We start from the raw sequence: 22177 nt of genomic DNA, 5'->3' as shown, positions 1-22177 counted from the left end.
GGCGTGGCGGTGCTGCGGAGATCGGCGCCGCCGGCTCGGTCGACCGAGCCGGCCAGCCGTCAAGACGAGCCGTAAAGATCAGCCGCCGAGGTCAGCCGTCAAGATCAGTCATACAGATGGCACGCCACCATCTGCCCGTCGCCGCTGTCGCGCAGCGCCGGCTCCTGCGACTTGCAGCGTTCCATCGCCACCGGGCAACGCGTATGGAAGCGGCAGCCCGACGGCGGATGCATCGGACTCGGGACCTCGCCACGCAGCACGATGCGCTTGCGCTGCCGCTCCGCCTGGACATTGGCCACCGGCACGGCCGACAGCAGCGCCTGCGTGTACGGATGGCGCGGCTGCGCATAGAGCGCGTCCCGATCGGCGATCTCGACGATGCGGCCCAGATACATCACCGCGATGCGGTCGCTGATATGGCGCACCACCGCCAGGTCGTGCGCGATGAACAGGTACGACAGCCCAAGCCGCCGCTGCAGGTCCATGAAGACGTTGACCACCTGCGCCTGGATCGAGACGTCCAGCGCCGACACTGGCTCGTCGCAGACGATCACGCCGGGCTTCAGTGCCAGCGCCCGCGCGATGCCGATGCGCTGGCGCTGCCCGCCGGAGAACTCATGCGGATAGCGGTCCGCCATGTACGGCAGCAGCCCGACCATCTCCAGCAGCTCGCCGACGCGCGCCCGCGTGGCCGCGCGATCGCCGGCCATGCCATGGATCTCCAGCGGCTCGGCCACGATGTCGCGCACCTTCATGCGCGGGTTCAACGAACCGAACGGGTCCTGGTAGACCATCTGCACGCTGCGGCGGAAGTGCTTCTCCTGCGCGCGTGTCATCTGCGCGAGATCGGTGCCGTCGTAGTCGATGCGTCCGCCGCTGGCCGCCAGCATCTTCAGGATCGCCAGTCCGGTGGTCGACTTGCCGCAGCCGCTCTCGCCGACCAGGCACAGCGTTTCTCCTTGGCGCAGCGTGAACGACACGCCGTCGACGGCCCTGACCGAGCCGACCTGACGCTTGAACACCACGCCGCGCATGACGGGGAAATGCACCTTCAGATCCTGCACGCGCAGGATCTCGCGGCCGATGGTGCGAGCGCGGGGCGTCGGGGCAGGCGCGGCGGGTGGCATGTCGCTGGTGTTCCAGGCGCCGTCCTGCGTGGCGGGCGTATCGAGCGCGGCGGTGGCGGTCATGGCGTCTCCTGCAGATGGCAGGCATTCAGATGAACGGATACGCCGCGGCTGTCGGCGGTAGTCCGCAGCAGCGGGCGCGTGACGCGGCATTGCGCCTGGGCCAGCGCGCAGCGCGGCTGGAAGGCGCAGCCGGGACCGAGGGCGGTCAGGTCGGGCGGCTGGCCCTCGATCGGCACCAGCGCCTGGTTGGTGTCGCCATCGAGGCGCGGCACACAGGCCATCAGCCCGCGCGTGTACGGGTGGCGCGGCGCGCGGTACAGATCGTCGGCCGAGGCCATCTCGACCAGGCGCCCGCCGTACATCACCGCGACACGGTCGGCGTAGCGCGCCACCACGCCAAGGTCGTGCGTGATCAGGATCAGCGCGGTGCCGAGCCGCTGCGCCAGATCCTTCAGCAGATCGAGGATCTGCGCCTGTACCGTGACGTCGAGCGCGGTGGTCGGCTCGTCGGCGATGATCAGCTGCGGCTTGCAGGCCAGCGCCATCGCGATCATCGCGCGCTGCCGCATGCCTCCGGAGAACTGATGCGGATAGGCGTTCAGGCGGCTGGCCGGCTCGGGAATCTGCACCTGGCCGAGCAGGTCGGCGGCCATGCCCAGCGCGGTCTTCCATGGCAGCTTCTGATGCAGCTGGATCGGCTCGGCGATCTGCTTGCCGATCGTCAGCGCTGGATTCATCGACGACATCGGCTCCTGGAAGATCATCGCGATGCGATTGCCGCGGATCGCCCTCATCGCGTCGGCATCGAGCTTGAGCAGGTCCTGCCCATCGAACAGGATCTCGCCGCGGTCGATCGAACCGGGTGGACGCGGGATCAGGCCGAGGATCGACAGCGCGGTCACGCTCTTGCCGGAGCCCGATTCGCCGACGATGGCGAGCGTCTCTCCGGGCGCCACGTCGAAGGAGACCTGGTCGACCGCGGTGACCACGCCGCGATCGGTACGAAACCGCGTGGTCAGGTCGCGGACCTGCAGGATCGGCTGCGTCATCGCTTGCTCCTGGTGGTGCGAGGTTGGCGCCGGCAGCGGGCAAAGCTGCCGGCGAGCGTCGGCGGGCTTGGGCTCAGAAGCCCATCTTCTTCTTCATCTCCTGATCGATCCACAGCCGCGCGTAGATCGGTCCGGGCCGCACCGCGCCGGCGCGCAGCTCGCCGCCGTAGTTCTTGACCCACGGCCACCAGGCCGTATAGACGTACTGCGTCGGCAGCCAGATATATGGGGCCTGCGCAACGATCTCGCGCGTCAGCGCGCGCAGCGCCTCCTGCCGCTTGCCGACGTCGCGCAGCTCGAAGGCCTCCTCGACGCGCTTGTCGAACTTCGGATCGTTCCATTGCGAGGCGTTCCACACCTGGCCGCTGACGAAGCTCTTGCGAATCGTCGTGGTCGGATTGGTATGGCCGTTGTTCATCATGTAGCCGGGCGCATTGGTCTTGGTCGTCATCGCCGACAGGAAGGCGCCGTACTCCATCGGCTGGATCTGGATCCGCACGCCCACCTGTTCGAGGTAGGCGGCGATCAGCGGCAGCAGCTCCATATGGTCGGGGCTGCAGGCGCAGACCTGCACCTTGAAGGTAAAGCCCTTCGGATAGCCGGCCTCGGCCAGCAGCTTGCGCGCCTTGTCGGGGTTGTAGGTGAACAGCTCCTTGACGTTGTCCGGCATCGCGCTGAGCGGCTCGTAGTAGCCGCCGTAGTCGGGATGCTGCGGATAGGCGAACAGTTCGGCGTTGCCGCCGTAGTACTGCTTGACGATCTCCTGCTTGTTGACCGCCATGTTCAGCGCGCGCCGGACCCGGATATCGTTGAACGGCTTGGTGTCGACCCGCAGCGCCAGATACTGGCCGGTGTACGACAGCCAGCGCGACCATTGCAGCTGCGGCGCGCTGCGCTTGAGCTCGTCGACGGCGGTCCAGCGCAGGCCCTCCATGATGTCGATCTTGCCGGTACGCAGCATCGTGTTGCGCGTGGCTTCGTCCTTGATCGTGCGCAGCACCACTTTGTCGACGAAGGGCAGCTTGTAGTCCTTGTTGCCGATGCGCTCGCTGTCCCAGTACTGCGGATTCTTCGTGTAGGTGCTGGCGTTGCCCTGCACGAACTGCGTCAGCGTGAAGGGCCCCGTGCCGTTGACGTTCTTCCAGTTCGCGGCGCCCGCGGTGGCCACTTCCTTGGGCATGATTCCCGAGTAGTAGCCCCAGCCGAAGCGGTAGTCCCATTCGGCGTTGAATTCCTTGAAGCGGAACAGCACCGTGTGCTTGTCGCGCGCCTCGACCTTGCTCAGGTGATCGAAATAGGTGGGGATCTTCTTGGCGCTGGCCTCCTGCCGGCTGTAGCTGAAGACCACGTCCTCGGCGACCAGCTCGCGCTCATCCATCACGCCGGGCTTGGCGGGGAACTTGACGCCCTTGCGCAGCTTGACTTCGAGCGTCAGCGGATCGGTCCATTTCCACGATTCGGCCAGCTCGCCGCGGATCGCGTCCTCCGGCAGCCAGGCATCGGCCTGGAACGCGTACTTGCCGCCGTTGCGCCTGGCCTTGCTCAGGTCGGCGACGAACAGCTGCTCGTAGACCTGGCCGGTGTCGTAGTTCTGCTTCCAGTTCCAGTCGGCCAGATCCCACGACAGCGCGGAGATGGTCGGGTAGACCGAGCCGATCTCCACGGTGCCGCCGTACTTCGGCGCCTCGGCCTGCGCGAGCGCGCTGCCGGCCGCCAGGGCCAGCGCGACAGCGGCGGCGATCGCCGCTCCCCGTTTTGCCGGGCGGCGAACCGCCTTGTCGTTGTCGATCATCGCTGTCTCCTGTCTCTGTTCTTGTATGGGATGGGTCCGTGCCGCGCTGCCACGTGCCGCACTACCGGAGGCTGTGCTGCCGCCCGGCGCATGCCCGGGCGATGCCGCTACCGCGTGCCCCGCATGCGCGGATCGAGCAGGTCGCGCAGCGCATCGCCGTAGACGTTGATCGCGTAGACGACCACGGTCAGGCAGGCGCCGGGCGCCAGCGCCAGCCACGGGCCCTGGAACATGAAGGTGCGGCCGTCGCCGGACAGCATGCCGCCCCAGGTCGGCGCCGGCGGCGGCACGCCCAGGCCGAGGAAGGACAGGCCCGACTCGGCCAGGATCGCGGTGCCGACGCGCGTGGTGAACAGCACGATCACCGGCGGCAGCACGTTCGGCAGGATGTGGCGCCACAGGATGCGCGGCGTCGCCGCGCCCATCGACTGCGCGGCGTGCACGTACATGTTCTCGCGCACCGAGACGACCGCACTGCGCACGATGCGCGAGCCGCCGATGCCGAGCAGCAGGCCCAGCGTCACCACGATCTGCCAGCTGCCCGGGCCGAGCACCGACACCACGACGATCAGGATCACCAGATCGGGAAAACTCATCCACGCATCGACGAAGCGCTGCACCACCAGGTCGAACTTGCCGCCGAGATAGCCGGTCAGGATGCCGAGCAGCACCGACACGGCGGTGGCCAGCGTCGCGGCCGACAGGCCGATCACCACCGACAGCTGCGCGCCGTACAGGCAGCGCGACAGCATGTCGCGGCCGAGGTTGTCGGTGCCGAACGGATGCGCCCACGACGGTGGCTGCAGCCGATGCAGCATGTTGATCTCGTTGACGCCGTACGGCGCCAGCACGTCGGCGAAGACGCCGCAGAACAGGAAGATCGCGCAGATCACCGCGCCCGCGGCGCCCAGCGGCTTGTCTCGGAACAGGCGGCCCAGCAGGCCGAAGCCGGGCCAGCGTCGGGCCGTCGCGGTTGCCGATGTCGCCGGGGTTGCCGTTGCTGCTGTCGCCGCCGCGGTGGCTGCGGCGGCGTCGGCGGCCACCGGCGCGACAGGAGTCAGGGGAGTCGCGGAACGTGCCATCAGCGATGCCTCACTTTCGGATCGAACAATCCGTAGCTCAGGTCCACCAGCAGATTGATCAGCATCACCGCCACGCCGACCACCAGAAACACGCCGGTGATCACCGGATAGTCGCGTTGATGCACCGCGTCGAGCAGCAGCAGGCCCATGCCGGGCAGCGCGAAGATCTGCTCGATGATCACCGCGCCGCCGATCAGCAGCGGCGCCTGCAGGCCCACCAGCGTCACCACCGGAATCAGCGCATTGCGCAGCGCATGCCGCAGGATCACCATCCGTTCGTTCAGCCCCTTGGCCCAGGCGGTGCGGATATAGTCCTGGCGCAGTACCTCCAGCATCATCGTGCGCGTCATCCGCATCGTGATCGCCGACAGCGCCATGCCGAGCACGATCGCCGGCACCAGCATCTGCTGCAGGTGCTGCAGCGGGTTCTCGCGGAAGGGCACGTAGCGGACTTCGGGCGACCAGCCCCACCAGACCGACGGAAACACCATCACCATCGTGCCCAGCCAGAAGCTCGGCACCGCCAGCATCAGGATCGAGAACGAGCGCGCCACGTAGTCGGCTGCGCTGTCCTGCCGGATCGCCGAGAGCACCCCGATCGGCAGCGCCACCGACAGCGCCACCACCAGCGCGATGACGCCGAGCGACAGCGTCACCGGGATGCGCGCCATTACCATCTTCAGCACCGGCTCGCCCTGCCACAGCGACACGCCGAGGTCGCCGTGCAGCACGATGTTGCCGGCCCAGTGCAGGTATTGCTGCCACATCGGCCGATCGAGGCCCAGCAGCTGCATCAGTTCCTCGCGGCTGCGCACATCGGCGCTGATGTCGTTCTGGCTCAGCATCAGGTCGACCACGTCGCCTGGCACCAGCCGCACGATCGAGAACACGATGATGCTGGCGAACAGCAGCGTGGGCAGCAGCGCCAGCAGCCGGCGCATCAGGTAGGCGCTCATGGGCGCCTCGCATGGCGGGCGGCGCGGCTGACCGCGCGCGCCAATGCCGGCGGGGATACCGGCAACACGATTTCTGCTGATGCTCCGGCCATGCTGTCTCCTGTTTCCGCCTACAGGCCATTGCCTTTGGCGGTATTTCGGCACGCGGAATGCAGTTTTTGTGCGGGGCAATGCAGCGACCGGCGTTGCGCCGATCGCGATCCCAGCATACTCATCGTTCGAAGCGATGACAACCCGGAAGCGCCCCCGGTGGTCTAGTGAATTTCCCGGGGGCGGGCCGCCGCGCGGCCCTGTGCTCTCTCGCGGCTCCAGCTAGTAGCCGCGCATCCGGGCCCAGCGGTCGGCGTGGAAGTTGGCGTCGCCCAGCCACTCCTGTGCGGTGCGTGCGCGCTTCATGAAGAAGCCGATCTCGAACTCGTCGGTCATGCCGATGCCGCCGTGCATCTGCACGCCTTCCTGCACCGCCAGCGTCGCGGTCTCGCCGGCCTTGGCCTTGGCGGCCGATGCGAGCGCCTCGGGGCCGTCCGGCGCCGATTCGTCGAGCCGTTGCTGGCAGCGCAGCACGATGGCGCGCGTCAGCTCGAGCTCGGTGAACAGATGTGCGGCGCGATGCTGCAGCGCCTGGAACTCGCCGATGATCTTGCCGAACTGCCGGCGCTCCTTCAGATACGCCAGCGTACGGGCGAACGCTTCATCCGCGATGCCGAGCAGCTCGGACGACAGCACCGCACGGCCGATGTCGAGCGCGCGCTCGAGGATCGCACCACCGCCATCGACGTCGCCGAGTACCGCATCGGCGGGCACCTGCACCCCTTCGAAGACGATGCGCGCGGCCTGCGTGGCGTCGGCCAATACCACTCGTTCGATTCGCACGCCGCGACTGGTGCGCGGTACCAGCAGCAGCGTGATGCCCTGTGTGTCCTCGCTCTGTCCCGCCTGGGCGTCCGCGGTGCGCGCCGCGACGATCAGCGTATCGGCCACGTGGCCGTCGACGACAAGCTGCTTGCTGCCGTCGATCCGATAGCCGCCGGCATCGGCCGTCGCGCGGGTGGACAGGCGGAACGGCCGATGCTTGCCGGCTTCGTCGAGCGCCAGCGCGGTCAGGTGCCGGCCGGCCGCGATCGCGGGCAGCAGCGCGTCGCGTTGTGCGTCGTTGCCGAAGTGGGTCAGCAGCGAGGCGCCGAGCACCGCGGTGGAGAGGAAGGGCGACGGCGCCAGCGTGCGGCCGATCGCCTCCATGATGACGCCGGCTTCCACCACGCCGAGCCCGCTGCCGCCGTACGCCTCGGGCACCAGCACGCCGGCGAGCCCGAGATCGGCAAAGCGTTGCCACAGCTCGCGCGAGAAGCCGACCGGGTCGCCGCTGTCGCGCATCGCGCGCAACGCGGAGATCGGCGCGTTCTCGCGCAGGAAGGTCAGCGCGCTGTCGCGCAGCATGTCCTGGGTGTCGTTCAGTACGATGGCCATGTCGATGTCCGCGAAGGTCGCCGGAGCGCCGTGCGATCGCACGGCGCCGGAACGGGGGAAGGAGGGAAGGGCGTCAGGCGCCGGGCAGGCCGAGGATGCGCTTGGCGACGATGTTCAGCTGGACCTCGCTGGTGCCGCCCTCGATCGAATTGGCCTTGGTGCGCAACCAGGCGCGCGCGGTGGCGCCCTGCTGGCTGCGCTCGCTTTCCCATTCGAGTGCATCGCTGCCGCCGATCGACATCAGCAGTTCGTAGCGCCGCTTGTTCAGCTCGGCGCCGTAGTACTTCAGCACCGACGAAAACGCGGCAATGCCCTCACCCTGTCTGGCGAGGTCGCGCACCCGTTCGCCGGCGAAGCCGAATGCGGCCTCGTCGATCTCGAAGCGGGCCAGCTGCGCGCGCAGCATCGGCTCGTCGAGCCGGCCGGCCGGATCGGTGCCGATCGCCTTGGCGGCATGGCGCCCCAGCGGCTGGCGGAAGCCGCGGCTGCCGATCGCGCTGATCATGTCGCGCTCATGGGTCAGCAGATACTTGGCGATCTCCCAGCCGCCGTTGAGCTCGCCGACCAGCTGGTCGCGCGGCACCACGACATCGTCGAAGAAGGTCTCGCAGAACGGCGACTTGCCGGAGATCAGCACGATCGGGCGCGTCGTTACCCCGGGTGTCTCCATGTCGAACAGCAGGAAGCTGATGCCGGTGTGCTTCTGCGCCGAGAAATCGGTGCGCACCAGGCAGAAGATCCAGTCGGCCTTGTCCGCATACGAAGTCCAGATCTTCTGGCCGTTGACGACGAAGTGGTCGCCGCGGTCCTCGGCGCGCGTCTGCAGCGCCGCCAGGTCGGAGCCGGCGTTCGGCTCGGAATAGCCCTGGCACCAGCGGATCTCGCCGCGCGCGATCTTCGGCAGGTGCTCGCGCTTCTGTGCCTCGGAGCCGTACTTCAGCAGGGCCGGGCCCAGCATCGAGATGCCGAAGCTTTGCAGCGGCACGCGGCAGCCCAGCCGCTGCATTTCCTCGCGCAGGATCTTCGCCTGTTCGCGGCTCAGGCCGCCGCCACCGTACTCGCGCGGCCATTCGGGCACGGTCCAGCCGCGCTCGGCCATCCGCTCGAGCCATTGGCGCTGCGCCTCGGAGCGGAAGCGGAACTTGCGTCCGCCCCAGCAGATGTCCTCGTCGTCCTGCACCGGCTGCCGCATCTCGGGCGGGCAATTGTCCTGCAGCCAGGCGTGCGTCTGCTGCCGGAACGTCTCCAGGTCTTCCACGGTGGTCTCCTGTCGCGGTGGGCGGCCTCTGCGGGCCGTCGTCCTTGCTTGAACCGTGCGCCGCCTCATGCCGAATGCGGCGATGAAGCGCGTGCAGGGCCGTTATACAAGCGCGTGTCGGACATCGTCAATACGCCATTTACGAAAATGGTATCGACCATGCAAACAACGCATACCGGCTATGCCGCACGCGGCGCAGCAAGGAAGGCAATATGGCGGAGCGGCGACCTTGTGCTAGCATCGCCTGAAACATACCAAAATCACGAAACAGGCTGGCGGCACAAGACGGCGCCTGCTCGGCCCAAGGTGGAGACATGCAGACCAGCGAGCCCTCGACAGACGAAGCGGTGTGGACCTTCCCGGGCGCGCGGGCGCCTGACCGGCGCCGCTGGGTCGACGCCAGCGGCCTGCGGCTGGCCGTCTACGAGTGGGGCGAGCCGGACGCCACGCCGCTGCTGCTGGTCCATGGCGCGCTCGACTTCGCCCGGACCTTCGATGCCTTTGCGCCGCTGCTCGCGGACGCGGGCTACCGCGTGGTCTCGTACGATCACCGCGGCCACGGCGATTCCGATCACGCCGATCTCTACAACTGGATTGCCGATGTGCGCGACATGCTGGCGGTGGCGGACTCGATCACGCGGGAGCCCTGCCTGGCGGTCGGCCACAGCAAGGGCGGCTCGCTGCTGGTGCAGGCGATCCAGGCGCTGCCGCACCGCTTTACGCGTTTCGCCGCGATCGATGGCCTGCCGTTCCGCAGCCCGCATGCCGACAGCGCGGTACGCGAACGCAAGTCCTCGCTGACCGGGCCCGTCATTACCCGCTGGCTCGATGCGCGGCGGCGCAGCGGCGAGCTCGAGCGGCGGCCCGGCACGCTGGAGGAACTGGCGCAGCGCCGCGCCAGGATGAACCCCCGCCTGAGCCACGAATGGCTGTGCTACATCGCCTCGCATGGTGCGCGGCGCGACGAGCAGGGCTGGCGCTGGAAGCTGGACCCGGCGATCGGCGTGGGCGGCTTCGGACCGATGCGTGTTCGCTGGATGACCGACAGGCTGCCCGGGTTCCCGATTCCCATGCTGGCCATTTTCGGCTCCGAGAAGGAACCGATGGGCTGGGACGCGACCGCTGACGACCTGATGCCGTTCTTCCCGGCGACCACCGAGGTCCATCGCATGCAGGACGTCGGCCACTTCATCCATATCGAACGGCCGCAGGAGACGGCGCGCCGCATCCTGCAGTTCTTCGGGGCATGACCATGTCCTTGACTTCATCCCAGCGCCAATCCCCGGGCCCATCCCTGCGCCCATCCCAGCCCCAGTACCTGCGCCACCATCGTCTGCGGCTCGCCCTGCACCGGCTCAAGGATGGCGACGGGCATCCGCTGCTGTTGCTGCACGGGCTTGGCGAGCGCTCGCCGGCTGTGCTGCCGGCCGAATATGCCGGCTGGCCGGGCCCCATCCATGCGCTGGACTTCACCGGCCACGGTGACTCCGACCTGCCGCGCGGCGGCGGCTACAGCTGCGAATTCCTGATGGCCGATGCCGACATCGCGCTCGCGCATCTGGGCCCCTGCACGGTCGCCGGGCGCGGTATCGGCGGCTATGTCGCGCTGCTGCTGGCAGGCGCACGCCCCGGCGAGGTGCGTGGCGCCATCGTGCGCGACGGGCCGGGGCTGTCCGGCGGCGGCAGCGCGGCGCGCAGCCCCTATGTCCCCGTGCCCGACCTGAGCCAACCCGCGCCGCCCGATCCCTTTGCCATTGCCGAGCTGGCCAATGACGTCCGTCCTCCCAGCTATGCGTCGAGCTTCGCGATGCTCGCGTCGCAGCATTCCGACCTCGACACACCGATCTGCGTCTGCTGTTGCGAACGTCCGCCGTGGCTCGCGGCGGTGATGGAACTGCTGTCGCTGGAGCCGGTCGCGCTGGACCAGGCGCTGCGGCAGTACGCGAGGGTGCCGGCGGCCGGCACGCGGCCGGGGCTGGAGTCGGCATGAGCCCCGCCCTGTCGCCGGCGCGCGAGGCCGCCGATGCGGACGACGACGGCGAGCGCGGCTATCTGGACCATGTGTCGCGGCATTTCCGCCGCAATGCGATGGCCTTCCTGGCGCACGGCATGCTCGGGATGACCGGCTTCCGGCTGGTCACCGCGCCGACCTTCGTGCCGGCCTATCTGTATCTGCTGTCCGGCTCGAAGCTGACCGTCGGGCTGGTGCTGTCGGCCCAGTACGCCGGCATGGCCGCATCGTCGCTGTGGGGCGCGACGCTGATCGAGCATCGGCAACAGGTGATGCCGATGCTGTACCGCGTCGGCTGGCTGGTGCGGCTGCAGGTGCTGGGGCTCGCGCTGTCGGCGCTGTGGCTGTCGGGCGCGGCGGCGCTGACGGCCGCGGCCGTCTTCCTGTTGCTGTTCGGCCTGCTGAACGGCGTCCAGAACGTCGCCTTCCAATACCTGACCTCGAAGATCATTCCGCTGCATCGCCGCGGCGGTCTGAGCGCGCTGCGCAACTTCTTCGGCGGCCTGACCGCGGCGGCGGTCGCCTGGCTCGGGGGCCGCTATCTGGTCGGCAACGACGTGCTCGGCAACGGCTACGCGGCGACCTTCCTGGCCGCCTTCGTGCTGACCAGCCTCGGCATCTCCGCACTGGCCGGCATGCGCGAGCCCGCCTTGCAGGATGTGCGCCTGCCGGTCGGCTTCCGGCGCCGCATTCGCGAAGTGCCGGCGCTGCTGCGGGCGCAGCCCGACTTCGTGCGCTTCTTCGTCGCCCGCGCGCTGGTGGCGCTGGGCATGATGGCGATGCCGTTCTATGCGATCTATGCGGGCCAGCATATCGACCTGTCCGGCGCCACGCTCGGTTATCTGAGCCTGGCCTATCTGCTGGCGCAGACCGCCAGCAACCTGCTGTGGGGCCGGCTGGCCGACCGCCATGGCTATCGGCTGGTGTTCCTCGCCAGCATCGCGTTATGGATCGCCGCTACCGCGCTGCTGCTGTGCTGCGGCTCGCTGGGCTGGTTCGTGCTGGCCTTCTGCGGGCTGGGCGCGGGCTTCGGCGGCTTCTTCATTTCGGCCGACAACCTGGTGATGGAGTTCGGCGCACGCAAGGACCGGCCGATGCTGCTGGCCGTTGCGGGCACCGGCACCTACGCCATGATGGCGATCGGCCCGGTGCTCGGCGGCATGCTGGCGCAGGGCGTGCGCTTCTGGCTGGTGTTCGCGCTGGCCATCGGCGTCAAGTGCCTGGCCTTCGCGATGGCGCTGGCGATGAAGGACCCGCGACGGCGGCCCGGCCCGTTGCCGCCGAACCAGGGCGACCCGATGACGTCGTGACGGGCGGCTGCGGCGTGCGAAAGCGGACGCCGACGCTTGCGCTTGCGCGATTGTTTTCTGCCCCTCCGGCTTGCGGGAGAGGGGAGACGGACAGGAAAGACCAGAAGGACAAGAACGACGACCCAGGAGACGAGATGGAAGCGAGAACCTATCCCGAGTTCAGCACCCACTATCCGCTGCTGTTGACGACCATCATGCGGCGGCCGGTGCGGATGTATCCCGACCAGATCGGCGTCGTCTACCGCAATCACCTCAGCGGCGAGTATTTCCGCTTTACCTGGAACCAGTGGTATCGGCGCGTCTGCCAGCTGGCCAACGCGCTGTCATCGGAACTGGGCGTGGTGGCTGGCACGCCAGGCGAACCGGGCGACCGCATTGCCACGATGGCGCTGAACACGCACCGCCATCTGGAGCTGTACTTCGGCGTGCCGGGCGTCGGCGCGACGCTGCACCCGGTCAATGTCCGCCTGTCGCCCGAGCACATCGTCTACACGATCCGTCATGCGCAAGACCGCGTGTTGTTCTTCGACGACGCGCTGCTGCCGCTGGTCGAGGGTATCTACGACCATATCAAGGACGTGGTGCAGCGCTTCGTCTATCTGTCGGACAAGCCGGGCCTGCCCGACACGCGCATCGCCGGCCTGATCCATTACGAGGACCTGCTGGCGCGGCAGCCGGAACAGTTCGACTGGCCAGCGCTGCACGAGGACGTCAACGCGACGCTGTGCTATACCACCGGCACCACCGGGCAGCCGAAGGGCGCGACCTTCACGCACCGGCAGCTATATCTGATGACGGTGCACGTGATGGCACAGATGGCGATCGCCAACACGCCGTCGATCGATATCGAGGACGGGCTGGGCGTGCGGCTCGGCGAATCGGCGGTGCCGCTGCTGAACACGCCGATGTTCCACATCCACGCCTGGGGCGCGCCCTTTATCGCGGTCTACAGCGCGCAGAAGATCGTGCTGCACGGCACCTTCACCGTGCAGGGGTTCTGCGAGCTGGTCGAGCGCGAGAAGGTGACCTCGGTCGGTATCGTCGCCACCATTGCCGCGATGCTGCTCGAATATCCGGACCTGCACAAATACGACCTCAGCAGCCTGGTGCGGGTCAACGTCGGCGGCGGCGCGCTGCCGCTGGGCCTGAAGAAGAAGCTCGAAGCGCTGATCCCGTCGTTCCGGATGAGTTCGGGCTACGGCATGACGGAAACCGCGCCGACCATCGTCACCTCCTTCATCAAGAAGGACCTGGTCGACCTGGACCGGGAGCAGACCGATGCGCTGCTGGTCAAGGCCGGTTTGCCGATCCTTGGCGTCGATGTCGAGGTGGTGGACGACGACGGCCGGCCGGTGCCCAAAGACGACCAGACCGTCGGCGAGATCGTCGTGCGCGCGCCGTGGACCACCGAGCGCTACTTCCGCGATCCGGAGAAAAGCGCCGAGTTGTGGCGCGGCGGCTGGCTGCATACCGGCGACCTGGCCAAGGTCGATGCGCACGGCTATATCACGATCGCGGACCGCATCAAGGACGTGATCCGCAGCGGCGCCGAGATGGTGCCGACCGTGCTGCTGGAGAACCTGATCGCGATGGCCGACTTCGTGCAGGAGGCGACCGTGGTCGGCGTGCCGGATCCGGTCTGGGGCGAACGGCCGATGGCGCTGGTCAGCGTGCGCACCGGTTTCGAGGCGGACGAATACGCGGTGATCGACTTCCTGAAGACCCACGGCGTCGACACCGGCCGCATCACCAAATGGATGTTGCCCAAGCTGGTGGCGATCACGCGCGACATCCCGAAGACCAGCGTCGGCAAATACAACAAGAAGCGCATCCGCGACGAGCTGGATCGCTTTCTGGCGATCGCGCGCGATGTCAGCGATCGTGCGGGCTGAGTTGGCCGTGGGCCGCGCGGCCTTTGTCCCGTGCCCAAACCGATCCGAGGCCCGAGGCCGGTCCTGAATCCAATTCCGATTTCAATCCAATTCCAATGGAGACACATCGATGACGACCATCAACCCGGTCACCGACCTTACCGTGGACGCCGGCATCGCCGTGCTGACGATCGATTCGCCGCCGGTCAACGCGCTGTCGGCCAACGTTCGCGCCGGCATCCTCGCGGGCGTCCAGCAGGCCGTCGCCGACGACGCGGTCAAGGCCGTCGTGCTGATCTGCGCCGGCAAGACGTTTATCGCGGGCGCGGACATCACCGAGTTCGGCAAGCCGCCCGCTGGCCCCTCGCTGCCCGAAGTGCAGGCAGCGATCGAGGACGCGCCCAAGCCGGTGATCGCCGCGATCCATGGCACCGCGCTCGGCGGCGGGCTGGAAGTGGCGCTGGTCTGCCACTATCGCGTCGCGGCGCGCTCGGCCAAATGCGGCCTGCCGGAGGTCAATCTCGGCCTGCTGCCCGGTGCGGGCGGCACCCAGCGGCTGCCGCGCATCGTCGGCGTGCAGAAGGCGCTGGAGATGGTGACCTCGGGCACCCACGTGCCGGCGCCGGCCGCGGCCGAGATGGGCCTGGTCGATCTGCTGGCCGACGACGCCAGCCTGCGCGCGGATGCCATCGCATTCGCCCGCCAGGTGGTGGCCGAGGGGCGGCCGCTGCGCAAGGTGCGCGATCTCGACGACAAGATCGCCGCCGCGCGCGGCAAGCCGGAGATCTTCGCCGAGTTCCGCCGGGCCAACGCCCGGCGCTTTCGCGGCTTCGACGCGCCGGAATACAACATCCGCTGCATCGAGGCGGCGGTCGAACTGCCGTTCGACGAAGGGCTCCAGCGCGAGCGCGCGATGTTCGTCGAGCTGCTGAACGGCAAGCAGTCGGCGGCGCAGCGCTACTACTTCTTCGCCTCGCGCCATGTCTGGCAATTGCCCGATATCGGCGCCGATACGCCGCTGCTGCCGGTCAAGCAGGTCGGCATCATCGGTGCCGGCACGATGGGCGGCGGCATCGCGATGAACTTCCTGAACGCCGGCTATCCGGTCACCATCGTCGAGACCTCGCAGCAGGCGCTGGACCGCGGCGTCCGCACGATCCGGACCAACTATGAGAACACTGCCAAGAAGGGCCGCATCACCGCCACCGACATCGAGCGCCGCATGGCGCTGCTGACGCCGACGCTGGAGATGGAAAAGCTGGCCGACGCCGATCTGGTGATCGAAGCCGTGTTCGAGAACATGGACGTCAAGAAGGACGTGTTCGGCCGGCTCGACCGCATCGCCAAGCCGGGCGCGATCCTCGCGACCAATACCTCGGCGCTGGACGTCGACGAGATCGCCGCCGCCACGTCGCGGCCGGAGGCGGTCATCGGCCTGCATTTCTTCTCGCCGGCCAATGTGATGAAGCTGCTGGAGGTGGTGCGCGGCGCGAAGACCGCCAAGCCGGTGATCCGGACGTCGATGGAACTGGCCCGCAAGATCGGCAAGATCGCCGCGCTGGTCGGCGTCTGCCCGGGCTTCGTCGGCAACCGGATGCTGGCGCAACGCCAGCGCGAGGCGCAGAAACTCGTGCTGGAAGGCGCGCTGCCGTGGAACGTCGATCGGGTGCTGTACGACTTTGGTTTCCCGATGGGACCGTTCGCGATGAGCGATCTGGCTGGCCTCGACCTCGGCTGGGTCCGGGAGAAATCGAGCAGCTCGACGCTGCGCGAAATCCTCTGCGAAATGGACCGGCGCGGCCAGAAGACCGGCGCGGGGTACTACGACTATGACGAGAAACGCAACGCCAGGCCGTCACCGGTGGTCGAGCAGGTGATCCGCGATTTCGCGGCGAAGCAGGGGCGGACCAGCCGTGTGGTGTCGGAGCAGGAGATCCTGGAGCGCTGCATCTATCCGATGATCAACGAGGGCGCGAAGATCCTGGAGGAAGGCAAGGCGATCCGCGCGTCGGACATCGACGTGATCTGGGTCAACGGCTATGGCTGGCCGGTCTACCGCGGCGGTCCGATGTTCTACGCGGACACGATCGGGCTGGACAAGGTGCTGGAGACGCTGCGGCGCTACGAGGAAAGCTTCGGTGCCGACTTCAAGCCGGCCCGGCTGCTCGAGGAGCTGGTGGCGCAGGGGCGCAAGTTCGGTGACCTGAAGTAGGGGTGGTTGCCAGTCCGGGCCGCAATGCCGTGGTCCCGGCCACGTCCCGGCCACGTCCCGGCGAAGTCCTGGCAACGTCCCGGGGACCCGGCGGCTCGTATGGCGCCGGGTCCAGCATTGGCGATTGGCCGAATGACCCCATGGGCGCTGCGGCCGCGGTCGTCCTAGGCCGGCGCGCCGTGCGGCTCGGCCATCGCCACCACGACCTTGCGCGGTCCGCTGAACGGCTCGCGGGCGTGCGCGGTCAGCATATTGTCCAGCATCAGCACATCGCCCTCGCGCCACGGGAACACGACCTTGTGCACGTCCAGCACCGCGCGGACCGCGTCCAGTTCGGCGTCCGGAATCGGCGTGCCGTCGCCGTAATAGACGTTGCGCGGCAGGTCCTCTTCACCGACCGTATCGAGCAGCACCTCGCGCATCTCGGGCGCCAGCGCCGACAGATGGAACAGGTGCGCCTGGTTGAACCAGACCGGATCGCCGGTATGCGGATGATGGGCGATCCCCTGTACCCGCTGTCGCGTCCGCAATTCGCCGTCGTCCTTCCATTCGCAGACGATGCCATGCCGCGCGCAATAGGTCTCGACCTGGGCGCGGTCTTCGGTGTTGAACACCTGCTGCCACGGCACATCCATGCCGTTGCCGAAATTGCGCACATAGCAGAGCCCGCGCGTAGCAAAACGCTCCCGTGTGCCCGCATCGACCGCGCTGTAGATCGCGCGGCTGTCGGCGATCGGCGTTTCGCCGCCCTGCGGCGCCGCCCGTTCGCAATAGAACCAGATCTTCATCGGCCATTCGCGCGTATAGGCCTGCTCGTTATGCAGCGGGATCGACTGGTGCGCGGGGTATTCGGTGGACGTGTAGACGCCGCCAGTCACCTTGCTGCGCGGTGTGGAGCCGAACTCGTAGCTGAGCAGCGGGTGGCCGAAGGCGGCGGCAAAGGTGCGGAAGCCCTCGGCGCCATCGACGGCGAACGAGCGGAACAGCACGCCGCCGGTCGTGTACAGGTGTTCCTCGATCCGGGCGCGCAGCCGTGGCAACGCTTCGATCAGCGGTTCCCCCGGGCTGGCGGCCTCGATGGTGAAGGGCAGCGCCGCCGTGCGCGGCAACGACGCGGCGGTCAGCGACTCGAGCGCAGGCGTGGACAGATCGGTCATGCGGTCCTCATCGGGATAGCTTCGGCAGAGTTTCTCCCCTCTCCCGCATGGCGGGAGAGGGGAGCAGAGAGCGGTCGAGCGAGCAGCGCCACGGCGGCGCGATATGGCAGGTCAGCACAGTTCACCGGGCATGGCAGCGAGACAACGTGGCTGGCCTCTGCCGGGTGCCACGCCCCCATCGCCATCGGCAATTCTGCGTGCGGTCCATGCGCCCGCCAGCGGCCATCGCCCGACCCCTGCAGCGCAACCTGCAGCCAGCGAGCGTCGCCGATCCCGGTGCCGGCCGCCTTGGTCAAGGCTTCCCGCGCGGTCCACAGCGCATAGAAGCGATCGAGCCGCAGCGCGGGATGACAGCCGTGCAGCATGGTTTGCTCGTCCGGCGAGAAGGCGGACGCGGCCAACGCGAGCGGCTCCACCGGGCGGCATTGCTCGACGTCGATGCCGACCGCCGCGATCGCAGGATCGCTTGCGATGGCGATCAAGCCGACGCGGCCGCTGTGCGAGACGTTGAACATCGGCGCGTCGTGAATCGACGGCGGCAATATCGGTTTGCCCTGCGGGTCTGCCTCCAGCGGCAGTTCGCACGGGGCCAGATCGAGAAACGCGCCGAGCAAGCGCCGCAGCGCACCGCGTACCGCGGCAAAGCGGGCCCGATCGGCGATGCGGCGATAGGCGCGCAGCCGTGCCGCTTCCGGCGGCGACAGGACCACGAGGTCCCCGGGTGCCGGCTCGGCCCGGATGTCGATGTCCAGCCGCCAGACACGCATCTCGTAGCGAGCGAGCGGCGCGGGAAGGGATACAGGCACAGGTACGGGCACGGGCGCCGGCGCTAGCATGCGCTGACCTCCACGGTATCGCTCGCTGCGGCCGCTGGAACCGGCACGCCAAGCTGCGCGCCGATCCGCGCAAGCATCGAGCCGGTGTGCTCGCGCAGGAAGAAGTGGCCGCCGTCGTACCAGTCCAGCGTGAAGACGCCCTCCGTTTCGTGCCCCCAGCCGGCGACCGCCCCGCCGACGCTGCGATCGTCGCGCCCGCCGAAGGCATGCAGCGGACAGCGCAGCAACGGCCGCTCGCGATGCCGATAGCTCGCGCAGACACGGAAATCGGCGCGCAGCACGGGCAATGTCAGCGCCATCATTTCCTCGTGTTCGAGCAGCTCCCGCGGCGTGCCGTCGAGCTCGCGCAGATGATCCATCAGGGCGGCATCGTCCAGCGGTCCGGCGAAACGGTCGGGATCGCGCAGGCGCGGGGCGGGGCAACCGGAGACCAGCAGCGCGCAAGCGGGCTCGCCCTCGGCCTGCCAGCGGTGCGCCAGCTCGTAGGCGAGCAGGGCGCCCATGCTGTGGCCGAACAAGGCGTGGCGGCGACGTGCCGACTCAGCCAGCAGCCGTTGCTGGCGCAGTTCGTGTTCCAGCCGGTCGCACAGCGCATCGAACGATTCGCACAGCGGCTGCCCGATCCTGGTGCCGCGGCCGGGCAGTTCGACGGGCCGGATCGTCAGCCCGGCCGGCGCCGCGCGGCGCCATTCGGCATAGGCCGCCGCGCCAGCGCCCGCATTGGGCAGGCACCACAGCGTCACCGGCCCCAGGGTGCTCATCGCGCCGCGGGCTCGCCCTGCGCTTCCATCGCGGCGCGCAGGCTCGCCGGACGCATATCGGTCCAGTGGGTCTCGATGTACTCCAGGCATTGCTGCCGCTGGCCGCTGAAGCCGACGGCCCGCCAGCCCGCCGGGATCGGACGGTAATCGGGCCAGATCGAATACTGCTCCTCCGGATTGATGACGACCTGGAAGAGCAGGGTGTCGCTGTCGAAGCTCATGGTGTGTCCCTCGTCTGACTGGATGCGTGGCATTGGCGGCGCAGATGCGAACGCCTGTGACAACAAGACGGACCGGGACGCCGCGGATTTAGTGGGCCTGGCCGGCTGGTGTTCGGGATAGCCGGATCGGATCTGAAAACCTAAATATCGCCGGCCGCGGATCGTCACATCGGATATCCCCGCACGAGACGCGGGGTCGGCCGCTGCGTCGGTCGCCGAATTCCCACCGCAAGGGGCATCAGATGACAAGCAGTGCTTTGGAATACGATCTACTCGGCATCGGCTTCGGGCCGTCGAATCTGGCGCTGGCCATTGCGATGGAAGAGCGTGCCGCGGCCGCCGCCCGTGCCGCGCCTCCGCCGCGCTATGCCTTCATCGAACGCAAGCCCGATTTCGTCTGGCACGGCGGCATGCTGCTGGACGGCACCGATATGCAGATCTCCTTCCTGAAGGATCTGGCCACCCTGCGCAATCCGCGCAGCCCTTATACCTTCATCAACTATCTGCACAGCCGTGGACGGCTCGAGGCGTTCATCAACCTGAAGACCTTCTTCCCGAGCCGGATCGAGTTCAACGACTACCTGGCATGGGTCGCCTCGCACTTCGGCGAGCGCTGCCACTATGGCGAGGAAGTGATCGACGTGTTGCCGGAACCGGCCGACGGCGTGGTGCAACGCCTGCGTGTCCGCTCCCGCGGCGTGGACGGGCGCATCCATGAACGGCTGACGCGCAACCTGGTGATGGGCGTGGGCGGCGAGCCGCAGGTGCCCGCGGCCTTCCGCGGCTGGCACGATGCGCGCGTGGTGCATTCGTCCGGCTATCTGGACAGGATCGCCGAGTACCGTGACGATACGGCGCCGCGGCGGATTGCGGTGGTCGGCGGCGGGCAGAGCGCGGCCGAGGTCTTCATGGACCTGGTCAAGCGCTTCCCAGCCGCCGAGGTGGCGATGGTGATGCGCGGCGGCGCGCTGAAGCCGTCGGACGACAGCCCGTTCGTCAACGAGATCTTCAGCCCAGGCTTCACCGACTTCATCTATCGGCAACCGGGCGAGCGCCGGCAACAGATGCTGCAGGAATACCGCAATACCAATTACTCGGTGGTCGACCTCGACCTGATCGAGCGCATCTATCAGCTGCTCTATCAGCAGAGAGTGGTCGGCAACCCGCAGCACCAGCTGCTGCCCGGCAAGGAGATCGAGGCAGCTGCGCCGCAGCCGGACGGCATTGCCTGCGTGCTGCGCGACCGTACCCATGGCGCCGTGCAGCGCCAGCAGTTCGATCTGGTGGTGCTGGCCACCGGCTATCGGCGCCAGGCCCACCAGCGCATGCTTGCGCCGCTGGCCTCGCTGATCGGCGAGGGCTTCCGCGTCGACCGCCACTATCGGCTGCGGACCTCGACGCGCTGCCTGCCGCAGATCTTCCTGCAAGGATGCTGCGAGGACAGCCACGGCCTCAGCGATACGCTGCTGTCGGTACTGGCGGTGCGCTCGCACGAGATCGCCGAGGCAGTGTTGGCAAACGAGACGCAAGCGGGCCGTGAGGCGGTGCCGCTGGCGCCGGAGACGATCGAGTCCCGGCCGCTGGTCGGCACGGCGTAGGCCGCATATCGCTGACTTATGTTGTCGTCCCCGCGTACGCGGGGACCCAGTGACATCAACGCTCTCTCAACACGCTGGACCCCGCCTCTGCGGTGGCGGCAACCACCCATATCGGCGTTCGCGGGATCGACACATCAGGACGCCATTTCCAGGCCGTCCCGGTCCGCGGGCAGGTACAGATGCTCGCCAAAGAAGCGTTCGCGCAGCAGCATCACCAGCATGGCTTGCTTGTGCGGGAAGTCGAACAGCTTGACCTTCGAGAAGCCAGCCCGGTCCAGATTGGCGATCTGGCGGTGATGGTCGGAGCGCGGTTCGCCGACGATGCGCTGCGTGCGCGGATCGTCGAGGAACTGGAAATGCTGGATTGCCGGGAACCATGCGGTCAGGAAGGCCTTGCCACGAAATGCCGGCTCGCCGATCAGCACATGCCAGCCGCGGTCGTAGTCGTTGGCGTCGTAGAACGGCGCGATGCGGTTCTCCTTGGCCCAATAGACCTCGAAGTAGCCGAACGGCGTGCCATCGATCGACGCGATCAGCGGCAGCATGTGCGGATCGTCGATCAGTCCTTGCAGATAGCGCCGATGCTTTTCCTCGTCGCCTTGCTCCTGCCAGAAGTGCGCGACATCGGGATCGTTCATCCAGCGGTGCAGGCTGGCAAGGTCGTGCTCGACGGTGGCGACGTGCAGCGTGAAGGTGCGCCGCAGCCACGGGATATAACGTGCGTAGACGGTGCCCGCCGGCTTGGGCGGACGCACCGGATGGCGTTTCTCGCCGGTCATCGCATGGCGCAGCGGATAGGGCGCCTCGAGGGGGCCGCCCAGCCATAGCGGCGCGTATTGCCACAGCATCGCGGCCTCGCAACGATCGCCATCTGCGTGCGGACGCACCACGCCGCGCCGATGCAGCAACGCCCGCGTCGGCTGGTGTTCGATATGGATGTCGACCGCAGTCGCGCCCCACTGCGTCGTGATTGCTTCGAGCGCGGCGATGGCGGCATCGGCGCACGCTTCCGTCTCGACATACGACTCCGCGAGGCGCAGCACCGGGCGGGGGCCGTGCGTGACGGCGAAAGCGGCAAGCGGTTCATTGCGGCGGGCGTCGCGTACCTCCAGACGCCCGGCTTGCCACGACGATTCCAGCGCGCCGCCGCGCGCCTCGAAGGAGCGGAATCCGTGGAACGGGGCCGCGCTGCCCGTCTCGCTGCCCGTCTGTTCGATCGGCATGATGTTCTCCATGGTGATGGCCGGCAAAGGCGTTCGACCGGTGCTGGAGAGACGGTGGGGGAGGCCGGAAATTTACGGTGGCGCGAGTTGTCGCCCCCGCGAAGGTAGGGGCCCAGCGCCTTTGCAAGCGCGCCGAAGTCGCCGGGTCGCCGTATGCGCAGGGACGACAAGGTGGCCGGGCTATCTCCTTGCAGCGGACCCATATAGAATGCGAATCATTCGCAAATAGGGAAAGACCGCCGC

18 protein-coding genes are annotated in these 22177 nt (G+C 68.0%); 6 read left to right on the top strand and 12 right to left on the bottom strand.

Annotation, left to right across the window (positions count from 1 at the left end; translation table 11 throughout):
* Positions 1 to 104 precede the first annotated feature (104 nt).
* From FOB47_RS08220 to FOB47_RS08190, 7 genes are all read right to left on the bottom strand, one after another.
* On the bottom strand, positions 105 to 1127 hold the full coding sequence (locus FOB47_RS08220; RefSeq protein WP_174780956.1) for an ABC transporter ATP-binding protein: 1023 nt from the start codon (positions 1125 to 1127) through the stop codon (positions 105 to 107).
* A gap of 59 nt (positions 1128 to 1186) precedes the next feature.
* Complete coding sequence (locus FOB47_RS08215; RefSeq protein WP_174780566.1) at positions 1187 to 2179, bottom strand: ABC transporter ATP-binding protein; 993 nt, start codon at positions 2177 to 2179, stop codon at positions 1187 to 1189.
* A 73-nt stretch (positions 2180 to 2252) separates the two neighbouring features.
* Positions 2253 to 3971, bottom strand: coding sequence for an ABC transporter substrate-binding protein (locus tag FOB47_RS08210; RefSeq protein WP_174780565.1), 1719 nt, complete (start codon positions 3969 to 3971; stop codon positions 2253 to 2255).
* 107 nt (positions 3972 to 4078) lie between these two features.
* A complete protein-coding gene (locus FOB47_RS08205; RefSeq protein WP_244959203.1) occupies positions 4079 to 5053 on the bottom strand; it encodes an ABC transporter permease in 975 nt (324 codons plus the stop codon).
* Positions 5053 to 6009 carry an ABC transporter permease gene (locus tag FOB47_RS08200; RefSeq protein ID WP_174780564.1) on the bottom strand — a complete coding sequence of 319 codons (957 nt, stop codon included), beginning with the start codon at positions 6007 to 6009 and terminating at the stop codon, positions 5053 to 5055. The genes FOB47_RS08205 and FOB47_RS08200 overlap by 1 nt, the downstream gene beginning before the upstream one ends.
* 312 nt (positions 6010 to 6321) lie before the next feature.
* Entirely contained in the window at positions 6322 to 7476 is a 1155-nt protein-coding gene (locus tag FOB47_RS08195; RefSeq protein ID WP_174780563.1) for an acyl-CoA dehydrogenase family protein, read from the bottom strand.
* A gap of 73 nt (positions 7477 to 7549) precedes the next feature.
* Positions 7550 to 8734 carry an acyl-CoA dehydrogenase family protein gene (locus FOB47_RS08190; protein WP_174780562.1) on the bottom strand — a complete coding sequence of 395 codons (1185 nt, stop codon included), beginning with the start codon at positions 8732 to 8734 and terminating at the stop codon, positions 7550 to 7552.
* Positions 8735 to 9048: 314 nt separating this feature from the next.
* Between FOB47_RS08190 and FOB47_RS08185 the strand changes: the two genes are divergently transcribed.
* The 5 genes from FOB47_RS08185 to FOB47_RS08165 all read left to right on the top strand — a co-directional run bounded on the left by FOB47_RS08185 (position 9049) and on the right by FOB47_RS08165 (position 16138).
* Entirely contained in the window at positions 9049 to 9984 is a 936-nt protein-coding gene (locus FOB47_RS08185) for an alpha/beta fold hydrolase (RefSeq protein ID WP_174780561.1), read from the top strand.
* An 8-nt stretch (positions 9985 to 9992) separates the two neighbouring features.
* The gene (locus FOB47_RS08180; RefSeq protein WP_244959202.1) at positions 9993 to 10724 is read left to right on the top strand and encodes an alpha/beta fold hydrolase; all 732 of its coding nucleotides are present in this window, start codon (positions 9993 to 9995) and stop codon (positions 10722 to 10724) included.
* Entirely contained in the window at positions 10721 to 12055 is a 1335-nt protein-coding gene (locus tag FOB47_RS08175; RefSeq protein ID WP_174780560.1) for an MFS transporter, read from the top strand. The genes FOB47_RS08180 and FOB47_RS08175 overlap by 4 nt, the downstream gene beginning before the upstream one ends.
* A gap of 134 nt (positions 12056 to 12189) precedes the next feature.
* Positions 12190 to 13947, top strand: a complete 1758-nt coding sequence (locus FOB47_RS08170; RefSeq protein WP_174780559.1) for a long-chain-fatty-acid--CoA ligase — start codon at positions 12190 to 12192, stop codon at positions 13945 to 13947.
* 109 nt (positions 13948 to 14056) lie between these two features.
* A complete protein-coding gene (locus tag FOB47_RS08165; protein WP_174780558.1) occupies positions 14057 to 16138 on the top strand; it encodes a 3-hydroxyacyl-CoA dehydrogenase NAD-binding domain-containing protein in 2082 nt (693 codons plus the stop codon).
* 164 nt (positions 16139 to 16302) lie between these two features.
* Here FOB47_RS08165 and FOB47_RS08160 read toward each other — a convergent pair whose 3' ends face one another.
* The 4 genes from FOB47_RS08160 to FOB47_RS08145 all read right to left on the bottom strand — a co-directional run bounded on the left by FOB47_RS08160 (position 16303) and on the right by FOB47_RS08145 (position 19113).
* Positions 16303 to 17295, bottom strand: coding sequence for a TauD/TfdA family dioxygenase (locus FOB47_RS08160; RefSeq protein ID WP_174780557.1), 993 nt, complete (start codon positions 17293 to 17295; stop codon positions 16303 to 16305).
* Complete coding sequence (locus tag FOB47_RS08155; RefSeq protein WP_174780556.1) at positions 17292 to 18062, bottom strand: 4'-phosphopantetheinyl transferase family protein; 771 nt, start codon at positions 18060 to 18062, stop codon at positions 17292 to 17294. Before FOB47_RS08155 ends, FOB47_RS08160 begins: the two co-directional genes overlap by 4 nt.
* 62 nt (positions 18063 to 18124) lie before the next feature.
* Positions 18125 to 18892, bottom strand: a complete 768-nt coding sequence (locus FOB47_RS08150) for a thioesterase II family protein (protein WP_053823540.1) — start codon at positions 18890 to 18892, stop codon at positions 18125 to 18127.
* Positions 18889 to 19113: an MbtH family protein gene (locus FOB47_RS08145; RefSeq protein ID WP_053823541.1), complete on the bottom strand. Its 225-nt coding sequence runs from the start codon at positions 19111 to 19113 to the stop codon at positions 18889 to 18891. The genes FOB47_RS08150 and FOB47_RS08145 overlap by 4 nt, the downstream gene beginning before the upstream one ends.
* A gap of 242 nt (positions 19114 to 19355) precedes the next feature.
* Between FOB47_RS08145 and FOB47_RS08140 the strand changes: the two genes are divergently transcribed.
* Positions 19356 to 20711, top strand: coding sequence for a lysine N(6)-hydroxylase/L-ornithine N(5)-oxygenase family protein (locus FOB47_RS08140; RefSeq protein ID WP_174780555.1), 1356 nt, complete (start codon positions 19356 to 19358; stop codon positions 20709 to 20711).
* A gap of 134 nt (positions 20712 to 20845) precedes the next feature.
* Here FOB47_RS08140 and FOB47_RS08135 read toward each other — a convergent pair whose 3' ends face one another.
* Positions 20846 to 21934, bottom strand: coding sequence for a GNAT family N-acetyltransferase (locus FOB47_RS08135; RefSeq protein WP_174780554.1), 1089 nt, complete (start codon positions 21932 to 21934; stop codon positions 20846 to 20848).
* Between the last annotated feature and the right edge of the window lie 243 nt (positions 21935 to 22177).

It is taken from the genome of Cupriavidus gilardii (genome assembly GCF_013347325.1).
Taxonomy (GTDB): domain Bacteria; phylum Pseudomonadota; class Gammaproteobacteria; order Burkholderiales; family Burkholderiaceae; genus Cupriavidus; species Cupriavidus gilardii.
This window is presented reverse-complemented; position numbering and strand designations above follow the sequence as displayed.